This window comes from Bacillus sp. V2I10 (genome assembly GCF_030817055.1).
GTDB lineage: Bacteria > Bacillota > Bacilli > Bacillales > Bacillaceae > Bacillus_P.
Genome location: NZ_JAUSYV010000001.1, coordinates 2830683 through 2851664 on the forward strand (window position 1 = coordinate 2830683; position 20982 = coordinate 2851664).

The 20982-nt window shown below is 40.1% G+C and carries 17 protein-coding genes and 4 pseudogenes; 18 read left to right on the top strand and 3 right to left on the bottom strand.

The window, feature by feature from the left end:
- The first annotated feature begins 121 nt into the window (after positions 1-121).
- From mgrA to QFZ72_RS14275, 13 genes and pseudogenes are all read left to right on the top strand, one after another.
- Entirely contained in the window at positions 122-1117 is a 996-nt protein-coding gene (mgrA, locus tag QFZ72_RS14215) for an L-glyceraldehyde 3-phosphate reductase (RefSeq protein ID WP_307434290.1), read from the top strand.
- 928 nt (positions 1118-2045) lie between these two features.
- Positions 2046-3191 carry a Gfo/Idh/MocA family protein gene (locus QFZ72_RS14220; protein ID WP_307434292.1) on the top strand — a complete coding sequence of 382 codons (1146 nt, stop codon included), beginning with the start codon at positions 2046-2048 and terminating at the stop codon, positions 3189-3191.
- A gap of 144 nt (positions 3192-3335) precedes the next feature.
- A complete protein-coding gene (locus QFZ72_RS14225; protein WP_307434294.1) occupies positions 3336-4472 on the top strand; it encodes a GntR family transcriptional regulator in 1137 nt (378 codons plus the stop codon).
- Between the two features lie 184 nt (positions 4473-4656).
- A pseudogene (locus QFZ72_RS14230) lies at positions 4657-5216 on the top strand (protein kinase family protein).
- 172 nt (positions 5217-5388) lie between these two features.
- Complete coding sequence (locus QFZ72_RS14235; protein ID WP_307434296.1) at positions 5389-6099, top strand: FadR/GntR family transcriptional regulator; 711 nt, start codon at positions 5389-5391, stop codon at positions 6097-6099.
- Between the two features lie 43 nt (positions 6100-6142).
- Positions 6143-7450 carry an FAD-binding oxidoreductase gene (locus tag QFZ72_RS14240; RefSeq protein ID WP_307434299.1) on the top strand — a complete coding sequence of 436 codons (1308 nt, stop codon included), beginning with the start codon at positions 6143-6145 and terminating at the stop codon, positions 7448-7450.
- The gene (locus QFZ72_RS14245) at positions 7451-8815 is read left to right on the top strand and encodes a (Fe-S)-binding protein (RefSeq protein WP_307434302.1); all 1365 of its coding nucleotides are present in this window, start codon (positions 7451-7453) and stop codon (positions 8813-8815) included.
- Complete coding sequence (locus QFZ72_RS14250) at positions 8815-10269, top strand: FAD-linked oxidase C-terminal domain-containing protein (protein ID WP_307434304.1); 1455 nt, start codon at positions 8815-8817, stop codon at positions 10267-10269. Before QFZ72_RS14245 ends, QFZ72_RS14250 begins: the two co-directional genes overlap by 1 nt.
- 117 nt (positions 10270-10386) lie before the next feature.
- Positions 10387-12567 carry a malate synthase G gene (locus QFZ72_RS14255; RefSeq protein WP_307439768.1) on the top strand — a complete coding sequence of 727 codons (2181 nt, stop codon included), beginning with the start codon at positions 10387-10389 and terminating at the stop codon, positions 12565-12567.
- Between the two features lie 30 nt (positions 12568-12597).
- A complete protein-coding gene (locus QFZ72_RS14260) occupies positions 12598-13785 on the top strand; it encodes an NAD(P)-dependent malic enzyme (protein ID WP_307434307.1) in 1188 nt (395 codons plus the stop codon).
- A gap of 15 nt (positions 13786-13800) precedes the next feature.
- Positions 13801-14577, top strand: a complete 777-nt coding sequence (locus QFZ72_RS14265) for a fumarylacetoacetate hydrolase family protein (RefSeq protein WP_307434310.1) — start codon at positions 13801-13803, stop codon at positions 14575-14577.
- Between the two features lie 74 nt (positions 14578-14651).
- Positions 14652-15425: an IclR family transcriptional regulator gene (locus tag QFZ72_RS14270; protein WP_307434314.1), complete on the top strand. Its 774-nt coding sequence runs from the start codon at positions 14652-14654 to the stop codon at positions 15423-15425.
- Between the two features lie 243 nt (positions 15426-15668).
- Positions 15669-17450, top strand: coding sequence for an L-lactate permease (locus tag QFZ72_RS14275; protein WP_307434317.1), 1782 nt, complete (start codon positions 15669-15671; stop codon positions 17448-17450).
- 240 nt (positions 17451-17690) lie between these two features.
- Here the strand turns inward: QFZ72_RS14275 and QFZ72_RS14280 are convergent.
- Positions 17691-17951: pseudogene (locus tag QFZ72_RS14280) on the bottom strand (DNA-3-methyladenine glycosylase family protein); the annotation flags it as partial.
- Between the two features lie 166 nt (positions 17952-18117).
- Here QFZ72_RS14280 and QFZ72_RS14285 point away from each other — a divergent pair.
- Both QFZ72_RS14285 and QFZ72_RS29485 read left to right on the top strand, forming a co-directional pair.
- A complete protein-coding gene (locus QFZ72_RS14285; RefSeq protein ID WP_307434319.1) occupies positions 18118-18519 on the top strand; it encodes a hypothetical protein in 402 nt (133 codons plus the stop codon).
- A 169-nt stretch (positions 18520-18688) separates the two neighbouring features.
- Entirely contained in the window at positions 18689-18895 is a 207-nt protein-coding gene (locus QFZ72_RS29485; RefSeq protein WP_373464551.1) for a hypothetical protein, read from the top strand.
- Here QFZ72_RS29485 and QFZ72_RS14290 read toward each other — a convergent pair.
- Positions 18816-19022: pseudogene (locus QFZ72_RS14290) on the bottom strand (DUF6198 family protein); the annotation flags it as partial. The gene QFZ72_RS29485 and the pseudogene QFZ72_RS14290 sit on opposite strands and share 80 nt — an antisense overlap.
- Before the next feature lie 117 nt (positions 19023-19139).
- Between QFZ72_RS14290 and QFZ72_RS14295 the strand changes: the two are divergent.
- The 3 genes and pseudogenes from QFZ72_RS14295 to QFZ72_RS14305 all read left to right on the top strand — a co-directional run.
- Positions 19140-19592, top strand: a complete 453-nt coding sequence (locus QFZ72_RS14295; protein WP_307434322.1) for a MarR family winged helix-turn-helix transcriptional regulator — start codon at positions 19140-19142, stop codon at positions 19590-19592.
- 25 nt (positions 19593-19617) lie between these two features.
- Positions 19618-20136, top strand: coding sequence for a spermidine/spermine N(1)-acetyltransferase (gene paiA, locus QFZ72_RS14300; RefSeq protein WP_307434324.1), 519 nt, complete (start codon positions 19618-19620; stop codon positions 20134-20136).
- Between the two features lie 65 nt (positions 20137-20201).
- Positions 20202-20687, top strand: a pseudogene (locus QFZ72_RS14305) (FMN-binding negative transcriptional regulator); the annotation flags it as partial.
- Here the strand turns inward: QFZ72_RS14305 and QFZ72_RS14310 are convergent.
- Positions 20629-20919: a helix-turn-helix domain-containing protein gene (locus QFZ72_RS14310; RefSeq protein WP_307434326.1), complete on the bottom strand. Its 291-nt coding sequence runs from the start codon at positions 20917-20919 to the stop codon at positions 20629-20631. The pseudogene QFZ72_RS14305 and the gene QFZ72_RS14310 sit on opposite strands and share 59 nt — an antisense overlap.
- Between the last annotated feature and the right edge of the window lie 63 nt (positions 20920-20982).

Here is a 20982-nt window from a genome sequence, read left to right on the forward strand (position 1 = left end):
ATGAGGGTTTTTTTTATTAGTTCAAAAGGACTAAATGTTGAAAAAATAAGACAGATTCATTTACGAAACCGCTTTCTTCAACTACTATACAAATGAAAGTAACATTAAGGGAGGAATCGAAATGACATACAGAGCAAGTTCAGAAAGATATCAATCTATGAAGTACAATCGGTGCGGAAATTCAGGTTTGCTGCTTCCGGCTATTTCCCTTGGGTTATGGCACAATTTCGGCGGAGTAGATTCGTTTGAAAATGGCCGCGCTATGCTTCGCCGCGCATTTGATCTCGGGATTACTCATTTTGATCTTGCAAACAATTACGGACCTCCGCCTGGATCTGCAGAAGAAATGTTTGGACAAGTTCTGAAAACGGATTTTGCACCATACCGGGATGAATTAATCATTTCCTCAAAAGCAGGATATCACATGTGGGAAGGCCCATATGGTGAATGGGGTTCAAAAAAATATTTGATTGCTAGCTTAGATCAAAGCTTAAAACGAATGGGTCTGGACTATGTAGATATTTTCTATTCCCACCGTCCTGATCCAAATACACCTCTTGAAGAAACAATGGGGGCGTTAGATCAAATCGTGCGTCAGGGAAAAGCTTTATACGTTGGAATTTCAAGCTACACGGCTGAGCAAACGGAAGAAGCAGTAAAAATTTTAAACCGTCTCGGCACACCGCTGCTCATCCATCAGCCAAGTTATTCGATGCTGAACCGGTGGATTGAAAATGGCCTCCAGGATGTTCTTCAGGAAAATCGGATAGGCTCAATTGCCTTTTGTCCTCTGGAACAGGGCTTATTAACAAGCAAATATTTATCTGGAGTTCCTGCTGATTCAAGAGCTGCCAAAACAACTGGCGCCCTTAATGAAGACCGTGTGACTGAAGAAATGGTACATAAAATCAAAAAGCTGAATGAGATTGCAGCAGACCGCGGCCAGAACCTTGCCCAAATGGCATTGTCATGGGTTTTGAGAAAAGGACGCGTGACCTCAGCACTTATTGGGGCAAGCAGAGTAAGCCAGATCGAAGAGAATGTTGCTGCGCTGAATCATCTTGAGTTTACTGCGGCTGAGCTTGATAGAATTGAAGATATATTGGCCGATAAATAAAGGACAAGTCTTGCTTTTTAAGCAAGGCTTTTTTTATTGGTAGGAAATAATAAAATAATCTATTCCTAGATAATTGTTCAATAATATGTTGGGATTAAAATAGGGGGAATGATAGTGTATGAAGTCTAATTCTTAAAGACTTTTTTCTGGGTATTGGGATATGAAATCTGAACCTTACCCCTCTTCTTATCGTGCTAAAATACTAGAAACTGTTCAAAAAGCCACTTGTTGTGGAACAAGTGGCTTGGGCCATGCTAAATAGAGCGTTTATGTTGTGTCGGAGAACCCAGGTTCTTTTTGGCCGTAATTAAGTCGCTATGCTCCGGAAAAAGTGCATCAAAACGTGAATGGAGAAGAAAAAGGGTTTCTTGGAAGAAAAAAGTGCATCAAAGCGGTTAATGGAGCAGAAAGAGTGCATCAGTGAATATAAAACTGCGTCAAAGCGGGTGAATGGAGCAGAAAGAGTGCATCAGTGAATATAAAGGTGCATAAAAAGGATGAATGGTGCAAAAAAGTCGATCTCCTCCCTGAAAAAAGTACATCATAGAATATCAACAAATCCTCAAAATCCACTTTTTTCAGTGAAACTTTAATAATCAGCTAAAAGTATGCCAGCGGCCGCTGTTGCGTCTGATAAGATTTTTAAGAAATAAGAAATATAATAGTTTGTCATTGTTGTCTAGCTCCATCGTTCAACTCCTTGGCCAGTACAAATCCGTCAAAAAAGTCAAGCCGGACCTTTCTGCCGGATTCTTCTCTTTCTGTCAGGGCTAAACTGCACTTGCGCTTTTCTTATGAAATCTAGTCTTATTGATTCAAATCAAAAAATTGTGGCGAGAAAAAGAGGACTTTTCCTTTTTAAGACTAATTAGTGATTATAATGACAGCATTTTTATAACAACTAATATATGAAAGCTGGTGATCTGTGATGAAAGAGATTCGAGTTGGAATGATTGGGTATAAGTTTATGGGAAAAGCTCACAGTCTCGCTTATCGGAATGTTCCATTCTTTTTTCCGGGAGCAGCAAGGCCTGTACTCAAGGCAATTGCCGGGCGCAGTGAAGAGAGTGTTAAGAAGGCAGCTGATGAGCTCGGCTTTGAAAGCTATGAAACAGATTGGCGAAAAATAATAGAAAGAGATGATATTGATTTAATTGATATTGTCACTCCAAATAATTCTCATGCAGAAATAGCAATTGCAGCAGCCGAAGCCGGAAAACATATAATATGTGAAAAGCCTTTAGCATTAAATGTTGATCAGGCTGAAAGGATGCTTGAAGCAGCGACCCGAAATAAGGTCATTCATATGATCTCGCATAATTACCGGTTTGCTCCAGCTGTTCAATATGCGAAGAAGTTGATTCAGCAGGGCAGGCTTGGGCGTATCTATCATGTTCGTGCAACGTATCTTCAGGACTGGATTATGGATCCTGATTTCCCGATTGCATGGAGATTAAAAAAAGAGGTCACTGGGTCTGGGGCTTTGGGTGATATCGGGGCACATATCATTGATCTGTCAAGATTTCTAGTTGGTGAGATTTCAGAGGTAGTTGGTGCAATGGAGACATTTATAAAAGAGCGGTCGATTGAAGGGGAAGCAGGGAAAAAAGGGAAGGTTGATGTAGACGATGCTGCTTCTTTCATCGCAAAATTTGAAAATGGAGCAATGGGAGTATTTGAAGCAACTCGTTTTGCAGCAGGAAATAGAAATCGTAATTGTTTTGAGATCAATGCTGAGTTTGGATCCATCAAATGGGATCTTGAGAACATGAACAATTTGCATGTGTACTTAAGTGAAGATGACAAAGGCCTGCAGGGCTTTAGGGTCATTAACTGTACGGAAGAAGAGCACCCTTATGCCCATGCATACTGGCCCGCAGGTCATATTATAGGATATGAACATACATTTGTGAACTTAATATCTGAATTGATGAAAGCGATTTCAAACGATGAACATAAACAGCCTAATTTTTATGATGGCTTGCAGAATCAGCTCATTCTTGATGCTATTGAGCGTTCATCTAATGAAAAGAAATGGATTTCCATTCCAAAGAAAATTGAACTATTGAGCTAAAGCGGGAGGAATCCTGCTTTTTTTATGTTTTTTTGAGGTTTTTCTTTAAATAATGCATGAATATACTTATTTATCATACAAAACACTTTTCTGTAGAAGAAATAGTTGTTATATTGAATATATCAACCGTTGAAAGGTGACGCTATGACAACTTTTAATCCTCTTTACCTAAAAGTGTATAATTTACTGTTAAACCAAATTAAGAGCGGAAAATTAAAGCAGGGAGATAAGGTTCCTTCTGAAAAAGAGCTTGCAGATCAATTTGAAGTAAGCCGTATTACCTCCAAAAAAGCATTGGATCTTCTCTCAGAAGAAAACTATATAGAAAGAATTCAAGGGAAGGGTTCATTTGTTATTCATCCTGACACTACTATTGATGCTGCTAATTCTGCAAAGCAGGATAGTTCAAAATGCCATTTAATCGGATTTATTCTGCCGGGTTTTGATGAGAGCTATGGAATAGAACTTGTAAAGGGGATTGAAAAGAGATGCAGTGAACTTGGTTTTACGATTCTTTTGAAACTCAGCTATGGAAGGAAGGAAATTGAGGAACAGGCAGTGAATGATTTCCTGGATATGGGAGCTGAAGGTTTGATTGTCTTTCCGGTACACGGAGAGCATGTAAATAATAAACTTCTTGAGCTGGTTTCAAAGAATTTTCCCGTCGTTTTGATTGATCGATTCATAAAAGGAATTCCTGCATCGTTTGTATGTACTGATCACAGAAAAGCAACGGTAGAGTTAACGAATCATTTAATTAAAATGGGACACAGAGAAATCGGGTTCATTACTCCTCCTTCAGAGGGAACGACAGCTATTGAGGAGAGAGTGATGGGTTTTCATATTGCCCATTCTGAACAAGGCGTGAAGCTAAATAGAGACTATATCTTGACTGAAATTAAAAATAGTATGCCAATAAACGAAATAACAGATTCACACGTTTTTAAAGAGGACAGCATGATTTTAGACAATTTCCTGGAAAAACATCACAATATAACAGCCATAGTAGCCTGCGAACATTCTATTGGAGAACAAGTTGCAGCTGGGTTATCGAGGCTTGGAAGGCGAATGCCGGATGAGGTGTCTGTAGTTTGTTTTGATTCGCCGAAGAATTCGAGAATTCAATTTACTCATATTAAACAGGATGAACAAAGTATTGCTATTAAAGCGGTAAATCTTCTGAAAGAAAAAATGCTGGATTCAGACTTTGCTGTGCAGCAGATATTTATTCCTCACACGATTATTGAAGGAGAAACAACGAAAGCTTTTTCTATGAAATAGGTCTGAATAATCAGGCCTTTTTTATTTATTTTTAAAAATTCTGAAAAATATATTGACTTACAATTTCCGAAGCTATTAATATAGTAGTTTAAAGAAGAGGGAGGCTTTCTGCCTCTTTTTGCTGTGCAAAAAAGTTTCGGTCAAAGGCGGGTCCTCTTTCGATCTTAAAGAGGAGAGATAACGAATGACTGTTGATATATTAAAGCTTGCACGTAAGAATGGTTTAAACCTTATTGAAGAAACGGCCGTATTGAATGAGTCAGGAATGGATTTTCAGGTCTTATTTGCAGAAGATGAGAGAGGCGTTTCGTGGGTTCTCAGAAAGCCGAGACGTCCTGATGTTATTCAAAGAGGTGGTAATGAAGGGAAAGTTTTGAATTTAGTTCAAAAACACCTCCCTGTGAGTGTGCCAGAGTGGAAATTAAATACCCCTGAATTAATTGCCTATCCGACGGTTCCGGGAATCCAGACTGGTTCGATTGATATGAACATTCGTAACTATGTCTTTAATATAAACACCGAAAACCTTGGAAGGATTTTGTCTTGTTTGCTACTATCTTTGGAGAAAAAGAACTCGGCAATTTACTGGGAGAGTATGAAAAATCCGGCGGTAAAGTATGGCCAAAAATGAGAGAGCATATTATGGAATATAAGGCTGCCTATGGCATCGATATTGCTGAGTTTGCTTTAACCACTGGGGCAGAGGAGCATTATATTATGGCCAAACAGGCATTGGGTTTATAAAAAATTATTTCTGGCGGTCTGCATAACAGCAGGCTGCTTTTTTATGCTGATTTTTATATTTATTCAGTAAATTCTAAAAATTAATTGAAAAATGTAATTCATAATGTTTAAATGTAACTATAACAGATCACTTGTCAGATATGTGATGTCTGAAAAGAAAGGCTGTGAATAGGTGCTAATTGAAAAAATTTCAACAAAGAAAGTTTCAGATACGGTCAGCGAGCAAATCGAGAAAATGATTTTAGACGGCTCGATACCTGCAGGCGAGAAGCTTCCATCAGTAAGAGAGCTTTGCGAGAAGTTTGGAGTAGGACGATCAGCCGTACGCGATGCCATCACTGTTTTAAAAGGAAAAGGCCTTGTAAAAGTGAAACAGGGCGAGGGAACGTACGTCAGCAAGTTTGACTCCTCAAAGATTTTCAACAAAGCTGTCATGCTTCCAAATGCGAATGATATTACTGAGCTTTTTCAAGTAAGAAAAATCGTCGAAACTGGCATGGCTGAAATGGCTGCATGTAATCGCTCTGAAAAAGATCTTACGCTAATGAAAAAGATCTTAACAACTCAGACAGATGCCCCCTGGGAAGATGATTATCAGTTTCACTTATCGATTGCAAAAGCAACCGGAAACTCGCTGCTGATTCAGTTTGTACAAGTTATTTCCACCACGATTAAACATGCAATGATTGATTTTCACCAATTTATCAAAAGTGATTCTGAGGCGATAGAAACCATTGCAGAACACCATGAGCGCATCTTCGAAAGCATTTCTTCCGGAACGCCCAATCTATCAAACGAATACATGCTGCAGCATTTAACGTTCGTAGAATCTATCCTTCACAAGAGTCTTCAGCAGAACAGCCTGAATTTTTTTGAAAATTAAACGAAACGTTGTTTGGTATTACAAAACAAATGGAGGTGGGGTTTTGATACTGACAGAATTAATCTCTCTTTTACCTGAAGAAAAAGTAAAAACAGAGGGACAGGCAAATCACTTGCTTGGGAATAATGGCAAAATGACTGTTTTTCCGACTACAGAAGAGGAAATCATACAAGTCCTTAAATTTGCAGATCAGAATGGCAAAAAAGTTTCCATAATCGGCGGCGGGACAAAGCGCGGTTTTGGAGGATTGACAGAATATGCTGATATCCAATTATCCATGGCTCATTACAGCGGTATTACAGAGCATACTCCCGGTGATATGACAGTAACCGTAAAAGCAGGGACAACATTTAAAGAATTGCAGGATTATTTAGCAAAGCATCAGCAGAAAGTTTCACTCGATCCAGCTTGGCCGGAGTATTCAACTATTGGAGGAATTATCGCTTCAAATGAAAGCGGTCCCAAACGGCTTGGATATGGATCAGCACGAGATTCAGTTATTGGTCTTAGAATCGTTTATCCTGATGGACGCGTTATTCGCTCTGGCGGAAAAGTGGTAAAAAACGTTGCTGGCTACGATATGAATAAGCTTTTTATAGGATCAATGGGCACGCTTGGAGTTGTGACGGAGATAACTTTAAAGCTTAGGCCGATCCCAAAATACGAAAGTCTTATTCTTTTATCTTTTCCCATTGAACTTCAGGAAGAAATAAGGCTGTTTGTGATTAAACTGCTGGATTCCATGATGGAGCCCATTGCTTTAGAATTGCTGAGCCCTGCCTTATCTAAACGTTTAACAAATCACGATATGTATACGCTTGCAATCAGTTTTGAGGATTTCGAGCCATCAGTCCGCTATCAGGAAGAATTTATTAAAAGCATTGTGCCTGCGGATTCACTGTTTTCTCTCTTGCCCCAAGCGGAAGCTGAATTGTTTTGGGATGCGTTTTACAAGACAGCGCCTAATGGTGTTACCTCAAAGCCTGGTTCTATTACGGAAGCTTGCTTAAAAATAGGCGTAAAAAACATGGATATTTTCCAAATTTTGAAGGAATGTGCCGATTTGCACAAGACGGCGTCTATTGAAGCTCATGGCGGATTAGGACACGGATTATGCCAAGTCATCCTGAAGGGAAGCAGCAATGACGTCATGAATGCAATTGAGCGTATACAGCAAGCTGCATCTCAATTGGGAGGCTATACAATCATTAAGCATCTGCCTTACGCATTGCGTCACAAAACGGAAGTATGGGGAGAAAAGCCATCTTGCTTCTTTCTGATTCAAGGAATTAAAACCGCAATTGATCCACATTCAGTCCTGAATTACAAACGTTACTTGGGAGGGATTTAAGTGAGCATAAGAGAAAGCGACTTAAAGCAAGCATCCCCGGCATGCAAGGAAACAAGTCTCAGCAATTATTTATGGAAGGATCATCCGGATGAGAGCAAGTGGGCAGATTGCGTCCATTGCGGCATGTGTCTGGAGTCCTGTCCTACATACGAGATTACCGGTCAGGAGCAGCATTCTCCGCGAGGCCGGGTGCATTTGATCAAATCAGTCGCAGATGGAAAGCTTCAGGTAAACGAACAATTCATGGATCCTGTCTTCGCCTGTCTTGATTGCAGAGCCTGTACGACGGCATGTCCGGCAGATGTTGATGTCGGCGGTCTCATTGAAGAAGCAAGGGGCCAAATCCGTCAGGCTATGCCATTAACAGGTGTAAAAGGAACCGTAAGCAAACTTTTCTTAAAAGGGCTGTTCCCTTATCAAAACCGTTTGAACACTGTGGGAAGTCTGCTTAAATTTTATCAAAAAAGCGGAATGCAAAAAGCTGTGCGCAAAACGGGGATGCTGAAGGTCATGCCAAAGCATCTGGCTGAAATGGAAGCTATTATGCCGGAGATCAAGCAGCCGGTCCGCAAAAAGTACAAAAATCAGACTGTCATTCCGGCACAGGGGGAAACAAAGACTGCAGTATCCTTCCTGACAGGATGCGTAATGGACGTTATGTTCAGTGATATCAATGAATCCACAATAAATGTGTTAACAAAGAACGGAAATGAAGTCACGATTCCGCAAACTCAGACATGCTGCGGAGCTCTTCACGTTCATGCCGGAGACAGAGATACGGGCCGCAAGCTTGCAAAGCAGAACATTGAGGCTTTTAAAGATTCGGATAAAGTCATTGTGAATGCAGCAGGATGCGGATGCATGCTTAAGGAGTACGGTGAACTGTTCAGAGAAGTAGATACAGAATGGCATGAGAAAGCAGAAGAATTTGCGGCTAAAGTTGTCGATGTTTCCAAATATCTTCATGACAACGGCTATGAAAAACCTAAAGCTGAATTAAACACTAGAATCACGTATCACGATGCATGTCACTTGGCACATGGACAGGGAGTGCGCCAGGAGCCGCGCGATATCTTATTGGATATTCCAGGCGTGGAAATGGTCCATATGCCTAACGCTGACAGATGTTGTGGAAGTGCGGGCATATACAACATAACCAACCCTGAAATGGCAGAGGCAGTGCTTGAAAGTAAAATGGAAAATGTTCCGGATGACGTTGAGATGATTTCAATGGGCAACCCCGGCTGCATGCTGCAAATGGCCATGGGGGTTCAAAAGTACGGAAGAAATCAGAAGGTTGTTCATACTGTGCAGCTGCTGGATTGGGCCTATCAAATGGAAGAAAAAGGAATGGAGGAACTGTAATGGCTGTTAAAAGACTTAAAACGAAAGATAAACATATTCATAGCCTTGCAAAGCTGACCGGCGGCCCATCAAACATTCTCTATCATAAGGAAGATTTAATTGCCTATGATTGCGATGGTTTTACCATTCACAAGCATTTGCCAAAAGCGGTTGTCTTTCCGAAAAATACAGAGGAAGTTGCGGCGATCGTCAAATACTGTTCAGAAAATCAGCTGCCATTCCTTGCGAGAGGTGCAGGAACAGGTTTAAGCGGCGGCGCCATTCCCATTAACGGTGAAGTCATTATCAGTCTCGTAAAAATGAAAAAGCTGATCAGCGTAGATCTCGAAAATAGACGGGCAGTCGTTGAACCCGGCTTTGTTAATCTTAAATTAACCAACTCAATTGCAGATAAAGGTTATTACTATGCACCGGACCCTTCCAGTCAATATTGCTGTACCATCGGAGGCAACGTTGCTGAAAATGCAGGCGGCGCCCATTGCCTCAAATATGGCGTAACAACAAATCATATTCTTGGTCTGGAGGTTGTCCTGCCTAATGGAGAGATTATTGAAATTGGAAAAAATGGAATTCCAGATTCTCCCGGCTACGACCTGCTGGGATTAATAACCGGATCAGAAGGAACGCTCGGAATCGTCACAAAGATCACTGTAAGAATCTTAAAAAACCCGGAGTCAAAGCAAACGGTTCTTGCTTACTTTGATAGTGTGTCAGACGGCAGCGGCGCTGTTTCGGACATTATTTCAGCAGGAATTGTTCCTGCAGCTCTTGAAATGATGGATAAAACGGCAATTGAAGGCGTTGAGGCGGCAGCTTTTCCAGTAGGACATCCAAAAGACATTGAAGCTGTCTTATTAATAGAAGTAGATGGCATTTCCGCCGGTATCGATGAACAGATATCGCAGATTCTTGAGGTGTGCACAAAATGGAATGTCCGTAAAGTAAAGGCTGCTGAAAGTGAAGCAGAGCGTGCAAGATGGTGGGCAAACCGAAAGACAGGATTTGGAGCGATGGGGGCTATTTCACCGGATTATCTTGTACAGGATGGAGTCATTCCGCGAAGCAGACTTCCAGAAGTCCTTGAAAAAATCAATCAGATCAGCAAAGAATCGGGTCTTCGGATCGCCAATATCTTTCATGCCGGAGACGGCAATCTGCATCCGCTTGTCTTGTTCGATTCAAGGATTCCCGGTCAAACAGAAGCAGCCTTAAAAGCCGGCAGCGAATGTCTAAAGGTTTGTGCTGAAGTTGGCGGAACCATTACAGGCGAACATGGGGTGGGTATTGAAAAGAGAGAAGAAATGCGGTTTGTCTTTACGGATGAAGAGATTTTAGCCCAAACAAAAGTCCGCGAAGTCTTTAACCCTGATAATCTATTAAATGCAGGTAAATTATTTCCAAGTCCGGGACGGTGTGCTGAAGTGAAAAAAGAAATGAAAGCTGCAGCGCTGTAAAATAAATTGGTAAAATGTTCTGAAAATGATTGTAAACGCTTTGATTTTCATGCTATTATTTTTTTAACAAAAAGAAAAACGATGTTTCGTAATAACAAACACAAGGAGGAACGAATGATGAAAGGCTATATTCAAAAAGGCAATCTCCAGGTAGCAGACACTCTCTATGAATTTATTAATTCAGAAGCACTCCCGCAGACAGGTTTAGAGCAGGATGCATTCTGGTCAGGTTTTGAGGCCATTGTTAAGGAGCTGACTCCCCAAAACAAAGAACTATTGAAAATCCGCGATGAGATTCAGAACAAAATTCATTCATGGCACAGGGAAAACAATAAAACATTTGATTTTGAATCGTATAAAGCATTCTTGTATGAAATTGGATATTTGGAGCCTGAGGCAGATGAGTTTAAGATTACAACTCAAAATGTTGATGATGAGATTGCTGTTCAGGCAGGACCTCAATTAGTCGTGCCGGTCAATAATGCGCGCTACGCCATCAATGCAGCAAATGCACGCTGGGGCAGCCTGTATGACGCCCTATACGGGACAGATGCCATCAGTGAAGAGGACGGTGCACACCGCGAAGGATCATATAACCCTGTGCGCGGAGAAAAAGTCATTGAATTTGCACGCAATTTCCTTGATGAAACAGTGCCTCTAAAAGATGCATCCCATAAAGATGCTGCGGAATACGCGATTATTGATGGAGCATTATCGGTTACGTTAAGCAGCGGTGAAAAAACAGGTCTTAAAGACAAAGAAAAATTGGCTGGATACCAGGGAGAGGCAGATTCACCAGCTGCCATTCTTCTGAAAAACAACGGACTGCATTTTGAAATTCAAATTGACCGAAGCCATCCAATCGGCAAAATAGATTTAGCCGGCGTAAAAGATATCCTGCTTGAAGCAGCCCTGACTACCATCATGGATTGTGAAGACTCCGTTACAGCTGTTGATGCAGAAGACAAAGTGATTGTGTACCGCAACTGGCTGGGCTTAATGACAGGGAACCTGGCGTCATCTTTTAAAAAAGGCAATCAAACAATAACTCGCACCTTAAATCCTGACCGGTCGTATACCTCAGTAAATGGCGAAGAATTTACTCTTTCAGGGAGATCGCTCATGTTTGTAAGAAATGTAGGTCATCTTATGACGAACAATGCCATTCTTGATGAAAACGGTGATGAAATTCAAGAAGGCATCCTCGATTGCGTGATGACTGCAATGCTTGCAAAACACTCATTACTCGGAACCGGACAATATCAGAACTCTTCAAAAGGATCTGTCTATATTGTTAAACCGAAGATGCATGGATCAAAAGAAGTTGCTTTTGCCAACACTCTTTTTAATAAAGTCGAGGATTTACTCGGGCTTGAACGCAATACCATTAAAATCGGGGTCATGGATGAAGAAAGACGAACGTCTCTAAACTTGAAAGCAGCAATAGGTGAAGTAAAAGACCGAATCGCATTCATTAATACAGGATTCTTGGACCGCACCGGCGATGAAATTCATACTTCTATGGAAGCTGGCCCAATGATTTCTAAAAATAATATGAAATCTTCAGCCTGGCTTCAGGGCTATGAAAAATCAAATGTTTATGCTGGCCTTGAAAGCGGCTTCCAGGGCCGTGCCCAAATCGGCAAAGGCATGTGGGCGATGCCGGATTTGATGGCAGAGATGCTTAAGCAAAAGTCCGGCCATTTAAAAGCAGGAGCAAACACCGCGTGGGTTCCCTCACCTACAGCAGCTACACTTCATGCCCTGCACTATCACCAGGTAGATGTTACAGAAGTCCAGAATCAGCTTAAGGAGGATGTGAAAGATCTAAGAAATGACATCCTCACTATTCCTGTTGCAGAAAAAGCAAACTGGAGCAAGGAGGAAATTCAGCAGGAACTTGATAACAACGCACAAGGAATACTTGGATATGTTGTTCGCTGGGTCGAACAGGGCGTCGGCTGCTCAAAAGTGCCAGATTACTATAATGTCGGACTGATGGAAGACCGTGCAACGCTCAGGATTTCTAGTCAGCATCTTGCAAACTGGCTGCACCATGGCATCTGCACGAAAGAACAAGTGAAAGAAACTCTTGAACGCATGGCAAAAGTTGTAGACAAACAGAATGAAGGAGATCCACTTTATATGCCAATGGCGCCTAATTACGAAAATTCGGTTGCTTTCCAGGCTGCATGCGACCTTGTTTTTGAAGGCTATGATCAGCCTAATGGATACACAGAACCAATCCTTCATCGACGCCGTTTAGAAGCTAAAGCTAAATTTGCAGTAAAGCAATAACCTATTCATTAATTTTAAGGAGATGAGGCAATGCAGCACCTTCGGGAAAAATCGCTGGAACTTCACAAGCGCTCACATGGGAAATTAAGTGTTACTGTTAAAGTTTCCGTAGAAGATTCACATGATTTAAGTCTTGTTTATTCCCCAGGGGTGGCAGAGCCTTGCAGAGAAATTCATCAAAATCCGGAAAAAATATACGACTATACGATGAAGGGCAATTTGGTAGCTGTCGTTTCAGATGGATCAGCTGTATTAGGCTTAGGGAATATCGGAGCAGCCGCTTCAATGCCTGTAATGGAGGGTAAAGCCGCTTTATTTAAAGCATTTGCCGATATTGATGCTTTTCCGCTTTGTTTGAATACGAATGATCCTGATGAGATCATTGCGATTGTAAAAGCGCTGGAACCTACTTTTGGCGGAGTTAATTTAGAGGATATCTCAGCTCCAAATTGTTTTATCATTGAGGAACGTTTAAAACAGGAAATGAATATCCCGGTTTTCCACGACGATCAGCACGGAACAGCAATTGTAACAGCGGCGGGACTGATTAATGCTCTAAAGATGGTTAATAAACGCCTTGAAAAAGTGAAAATCGTTGTAAATGGCGCCGGTGCTGCCGGAATTGCGATTACTAAGCTGCTCCTTGAAATGGGAGCAGAAAATGTCATTATGTGTGATACGAAAGGCGCTATTTTCAAAGGACGATCAGCCGGCATGAATCCGATGAAAGAATTGATTTCAGAGCTGACAAATAAAAGCTTATTCCAAGGATCGCTTGGCGAGGCTTTAGAGAATGCGGACGTTTTTATTGGCGTTTCTGCGGCGGGAGCTGTTTCATCTGAAATGGTTCAAGGGATGAATGAGGATGCGATTATTTTTGCCATGGCAAATCCAGATCCGGAGATCATGCCTGAAGCTGCAAAAGCGGCTGGAGCGGTGATCGTTGGAACAGGAAGATCAGATTTGCCTAATCAAGTCAATAATGTTCTTGCATTTCCGGGGATTTTTAAAGGCGCCCTGCAGGTTCATGCCACTGAAATCAATGAGGAAATGAAATTGGCTGCTGTCTATGCCATTGCTGATTTAATTACACCATCAGAGCTTGAGTATGAGTATGTCATTCCGCATGCTTTTGATAAAAGAGTTGCCGCCGCAGTATCAGAAGCTGTTGCAAAAGCAGCCCTCAGATCAGGAGCTGCCCGCAAATCAACTGTTTGAAAGGAGTACAGCCATATGAAATTTGTCCGATTTACAGATCAGTCAGCTATCTATCATGGAGTTTTACAAGAGTCTGAAATCAAAGAAATACAAGGTGATATGTTTAAAGACTGGGAGTATACCGGCCGTTCTTTTCAAAAAGAGCAGGTTCGGCTTCTTGCACCCTTACAGCCAAATCAGATTATCGGAATAGGTGCAAACTACGTTTCAGATAAGAAGGAAATACCTGAGGTGCTGCCTGAAATTCCGGTGTTTTTTTTCAAGCCGACATCATCCGTTATTGGACCGGAAGAAAAAATTGTCATTCCTGCCGGTGCTAAACAGGTAAAATTCGAGTCAGAGCTTGCAATTATCATTGGAAAAGAAGCTAAAAACGTTCCTGAATCAGATGTTCTGGACTATGTGTTTGGCTACACAGTTGGAAATGACGTGACAGCTCCTGCCTTTTTCCACGGAGACGGACATTGGACAATCGGAAAATCATTTGACACATTCACGCCTTTAGGACCATTGATTGAAACAGAGCTGGATCCATTCAATGTGAAGGTGGAAGCGAGATTAAACGGGACTTTGAAACAGGATAGCCCGACCGAACTCATGATCATTCCGATTCGAAAAATGATTTCCTATTTGACCAGCGTTATGACCCTAAATGCAGGGGACGTAATATTAACAGGGAGTCCTGTTGGGGCAGAATTAGTCAATACAGGTGATGTCATTGAATGTGAAATTAAGGAAATCGGCAATCTAAGGAATTCTTTTGCCGAAGCACGAGAAAGCGTTAAAAGCTAGAGGATCCTTTTCTTTACCCGGAATCAGTCATGATATACTAGAGTTAAAGACAATTTGCACCAGAGGTGAGAGGGTTGGATCGAGAAAATATGGTAAAGTCCGTCAGCAGGGCACTGGATATCATCACGCTCGTAAGTTTAAAAAAGGGCGGACTTGGCGTTACCGAAATAGCAAATCAAATCGACATAAATAAAAGCTCCGTTTACAGGATTTTGTCTACTTTAGTCCAATACGGCTATGTAGAACAGGATGTTGAGACAGGAAAGTACAAGCTTGGCTATAAATTCTTGGAAATCAGTTCAAAGCTGCTTGAATCAATTGATCTTAGAGCTGAGGCCAGAATGTATTTACAGGAGCTTGAAAATGAAACAAACGAGGTCATCCATTTAGTCGTGTATGATCAGGGTGAAGTTGTGTATATAGAAAAGCTTGACGGCAGTGAAACTCTGCGAATGCATTCAAAAGTGGGCAAGCGTGCACCAATGCACTGTACATCCGTTGGAAAAGCGATTCTTGCTCATCTTCCATCGAGTGTGGTTTTGGATATTTTAGAGCGGAAAGGCCTGCCAATGCATACTGACAAAACCATTACTAATAAAGATGATTTCCTATTGGAACTTAATACTGTCAGACAAAAGGGATATGCTCTTGACCTGGAGGAGAATGAAAACGGGATTACGTGCATCGCCGTGCCGATTTTTGATCATATGGGCAATGCCATTGCAGCTGTCAGTATTTCTGGACCAACTATTCGGATGACAAACGAAAGACTGGAACAGCTCCAGTCCCGGATGCAGAATATCGGCAGGCAAATATCCTCAAGACTTGGCTATGAAAAAATAGAATAAGCTATAATTGTAAGATTTGTTCGCGTTCACTTTTTTAAAGGTATACCGGACAAATTTTTTTTGGAGAAAACAAGAGATTAAATTTTCTAAATATTATTGAAATTAAAGTGAGAGTTAGTATAATTAATTTGTGGCAATTGGTGTTATACAACAATGTTTAATATTGTTGTATAACATGTTTCTTCACTGGAAACAAACAGAAATGGTATTGCGCATTACGAAACGAAAAGGGGGAAATGTTTTGTGAGTACTGGGATGTTAGGATTTTTGTCACTTCTGCCGATTTTAGTTGTTGGAATTTTCTTGGTAGGACTTAGATGGCCCGCAAGTAAAGCCATGCCAATATCGTATTTAACCGCGATAGGACTTGCGCTTTTTGTATGGAAAGTACCTGGAGCAACAGTTGCAGCCGCTTCTGTCAATGGACTGGTTGTAGCAGCTACACTGCTGTATATTATTTTCGGGGCGATCCTTCTGTTAAACACTCTGCAGGAGAGCGGCGGAATAAAAACCATTCGTCAGGGCTTTACGGATATTTCAGTGGACAGACGCATTCAGGTCATCATCATTGCGTGGCTGTTCGGTTCATTTATTGAAGGTGCATCAGGCTTTGGAACACCGGCAGCAGTTGCAGTACCGCTGATGGTCGGGCTTGGGTTTCCAGCAATGGCCGCTGTTATCGCTGGAATGGTCATTCAAAGTACACCTGTTTCATTTGGTGCAGTTGGAACACCGATGCTTGTAGGCGTGCAAACGGGCTTATCGGCAGATGCAGGCATTACAGATAATTTTCTTGCACTTGTTACAGAAATTGGAGGTCAGGTCGCGATTTTACATATGATTGCCGGAACGCTGATTCCGTTGTTTGTAGTCGCATTGATGACCAGATATTTCGGAAAAAACAAATCATTTTCTGAGGGATTGAAGGTTTGGAAATTTGCATTATTCTCTGCCTTTGCTATGACGATTCCCTATGTCATCGTTGCCAATACTTTAGGACCTGAGTTTCCATCAATGGTCGGCGGATTGACAGGACTTGCAATTGTAGTTTTCGCCGCAAAAAAGGGTTTCTTAATGCCGCCGAAAGAAGAAGCGTGGGATTTTGAAGAAAAGTCTAAATGGGATCCGGAATGGACGGGTTCACTTGAAATAAAAGATATTACTCACAAGAGCGGAAATATGAGCATGCTTAAAGCTTGGGCCCCATATATTCTGGTGGGAGTATTCCTGGTCATTTCAAGATTGAAAACGCTTCCAGTATTAGGATGGCTTCAATCATGGGTTGTATCTTTCCCTAACATGTTTGGTTCTGAAGTCAGTGCAAGCTTTCAGCCTCTCTATTTGCCGGGAACGATATTTATCTTAGTTTCACTAATTACATTCTTTTTGCACGGAATGAATGGAAGCGCATACAAAAATGCGTGGTCTCAGTCAGCAAAAACGACGGTTGCTGCGTCTACCGCTCTTGTATTTACAGTTCCAATGGTACAGGTTTTTATTAATTCAGGAGGCGGAGCTGCAGGATTTGACAAGATGCCGATAGAACTTGCTAACGGTGCAGCTGCAATTGCAGGAGAATTCTGGCCGTTCTTCGCTACTTTTATCGGCGGAATCGGAGCCTTTATCGCAGGAAGCAACACGGTCAGCAATATGATGTTCAGTTTATTTCAATATGATGTTGGCTCACAAATTGGTGTAGATCCCACTTGGATTGTAGCGCTTCAAGCCGTAGGCGGAGCTGCAGGAAACATGATTTGTGTTCATAATGTCGTTGCCGCATCAGCGGTAGTAGGGTTAATAGGAAAAGAAGGGATTGTGATTCGGAAAACGTTATTTCCATTCTGTTATTATGCTCTTTTATCTGGTGCAGTCGGCTATTCGATTGTATGGTATTCACAAAAAGGAATCTTCAATCTTGGCTCCTATGTTGCTGCAGCGATTGCAATGGCGGCCATTTACATAGTGGCAACGAATCAGAAACGGGCAGCATTGATTGTGGAAACCGATCGAAATATGAAATCATAGGATTTATCTTTGCAGAAGCTGCCATTTTGATGGCAGCTTCTTTATGTTAAATGAGTATCATTTTTTAGAAAGTGAGAAGGTGACGAAAGAATACGCAAAGCCTTAACGAGGCTATTTTGGAATCATACTAGAAAATCATTTATCGTATGAACTTACATCATTGTAGAAAATACAAAGATATATCTAAAAACTAAAATCTGCCTTGAATTAAAAAACGGGCAATAATTAATAAAGAAGTCTCTACAAATAGAAAGTCGCATAAGACTCCCAATTTGCCCAAGCTGCAAATAATTTAAGAATCTCATCTTTCGTAGGTTTTTTTTCTGTCTCCATGATTAATTTCATCGAATTATGCAAACCTGCATCATCTATTGGAAAGGCTGCAGGGAAACGTAAGCAGCGCATTCATACATAATTCGCTGTCCAAGGACCAATTCCGCGAATTTTAGTCAGCATTTTTTCAGCTTCTTTTACATCTTTGGCAGTCAGAAGCCCCTCTTTCACCTCGATCCAGCAGTTGTGACACATTACTCTCTTTTCTTAAGTAAGAATAAATATTCGGAGGGGTTTTGAGCACAAAAGGGTAACGTGTCATACGGAAGTAGATATAGGAATAGAACATTACTAAATTAAATAAAATGATAACGGGGAGAAATGAGGTGATTGCATGTTAGAAAAACTTAGAAAAATTGATATGAAAACAGCTGTATTTATGGGGATTAGTTTTTACTCTTTGACTATCTTAATCCATGTTCTTATTATTAACGGCATTATTCCATTGACATGGGTTAATGGTGGACGGTCTGAATCTCTGGCTACTCAGCTACCAATTTCTATTATCAATACCATTATTTCTATTATTGGAGGATTTTTTACGCTGATAGTTGGCAGAAATATACTATATAAATACAAAAGAGGAATAACCGTGATATGTTGGTTTTTTGTTGTGCTTTGGTCATTTGGGTTTATACTGCAATTATTTGGAACAGCTTTTGAAAAAATAGTTTGTTCGTTAATATTGCTTCTTGGAGTCATCTCGAACTTGCGTATGGCGATTGAAACAAGATAGCATTAACACTTAAATTAACAAGTTTGTGAAAAAATGCACTTAAACTAATGGGTGCGATTCTTAAATAACTAAGGATCGCTTTTTCTTATTCAAGTATCCAGGCAGGATTGTGCAATAAATGAAATTTTGTTATTGTGTAATATTCAACTCTAACCAAGGGGTGATAAACATGAATTTAGTCATATTGGACACGATATTCTCGGTTGTGAAATTTCCACCAACAGAGGAGATACCATCTTGGGGTGGCAAAGGCGAATTCTTTTCGATTACACGTACAATCGAAGAACTTTCTATTCTTCTGGTCTTTGTCTTTTTAAAAATGAATTACAACATATCAATATTAAAGCTATTATTATTTCCCAACTTCCCACAGTAAGCCCCACATTTATGGACAGTCCTACCAAAAGTGCATCAAAAGGTGAAGTTCCAAGGTCTGATTGTATAGTGAAAGAAATACCAAGGGGTAATATTAAAATTCCTAATACATAAAAAACATATTTCACTTTACTCGACCTCTTTATCATTATTTTTTTGTTGCAAATGCAACAAAGTTAGGTTAAATTTAACATATACCATTTTTATTGCATTTGCCAACAAAAATATGTACTAAGGAGTTAATTATGAAGGAAATTCTTCGAGAAATTGGAATGATAGCAAGGGCATTAGATTCTATAAGTAATATAGAATTTATAGAATATGACCTTAAAAAAGGGCAGTATTTGTACCTTGTACGAATATGTGAAAACCTAGGAATCATTCAAGAAAAGTTAGCTGAGATGATAAAAGTAGATCGAACAACAGCAGCTCGTGCTATAAAAAAACTTGAAATTAATGGCTTTATTGAAAAGAAAGAGGATAAACATAACAAAAAAATTAAAAAACTCTTTCCAACAGAGAAAGGGGAAAATGTTTATCCTTTTATAAAAAGAGAAAATGATTATTCCAATATCGTTGCCTTAGAGGGATTTTCCGAAAGAGAAGTAGAAACCATTTTCAATCTTCTTCAAAGAGTAAGAAAAAATATAGAAAAAGACTGGGAATTTGTAAAAAAGGGAAACAAGAGAAATTATTGATTATATAAAGGAGCGACATATTTAAATGACTATAAATATAAAAAAGTGTACCCTTGAAGATTCACGCAAACTTCAAGAAATTAGTTATGAAACATTTAATGAGACATTTAAGCATCAGAATTCACCCGAAAATATGAATGCCTATTTGGAAAGGGCATTTAACTTAAAACAATTAGAAAAAGAATTATCCAATATTTCTTCGCAATTCTTTTTTGTTTATTTTAATAATGAAGTCGCTGGATATTTAAAGGTCAATACCAATGATGCTCAGTCTGAAGAAATGGGTGATGAATCACTTGAAATCGAGAGGATTTATATAAAGAACAAATTTCAAAAACATGGGATTGGTAAATATCTGCTAAATAAAGCTATGGAAATTGCTATGGAACGTAATAAAAAGAAAATCTGGCTAGGCGTATGGGGAAAAAATGAAAATGCTATTGCTTTTTATAAGAAAATGGGGTTTGTTCAAACTGGAGCCCACTCTTTTTATATGGGTGATGAAGAACAAATGGACTTTATAATGACCAAAACACTCATATAACTTTTTTTGAAAGGTGGATTATTATGTATATTCCATAATATTTTAAGGTCACAAATGTTGATGAAATTTGGGGTTTTGTTCAAAAAAACTCTTTTGGCACGATTGTCACAACAGAACAAGGGAAACCAATTGCCACTCATTAGCCTTTGGGGTTAAATAAAAAAGGTGATGATTACTATATACTGAGCATATGGCTTATGGAAATCCTCAGTGGAGAACATTTGAAACCTGTGAATATGTGCTTGTTATGTTTCAGGGACCGAACGCTTACATTTCTTTTTCTTGGTATGGGCATGAAGAAGTTCCAACATGGAAATTATCAAGCCGTCCATGTATATGGTAAAGTAAGCATTTTAGAGAAAGATGAATTAATAGAAGAATTAACAATAATGCTGGAAAAATATGAAGAAAATCGTGAAAATCCTGTTTTATGGGATAAACTTTCTCCTCATCTCTTAGAAAGTGAACTGAAAGGTATAGTTTGATTTAAGATTAAGGTGGGAGAAATTCAGGCTGCATATAAATTAAGTCAGAACCGAAATGAATCGGAGACGTCCCATGGTCATTCATATAATTAAGTACGTCTAGTTTAAACTGTCCCGAATAACTTGTATAGGATATTTTAAATAACCCTTCTATACCATGATGCTTGTATTGCGCTACCCAGTTCATTACCACACTTTCAGATGTCCCAATAGATGAGCCAATCGAACGATAACTCTCTTTGCCTTCTAAATAGCATTGAACCGCCGCTAATTTATCCTCTGTATTAAATTTAGCCATAGAAAAACTGCACCTCCAATTGTTAGATGGTGTCTAACAATTGGGGTGCAGTTCAAACCTCCA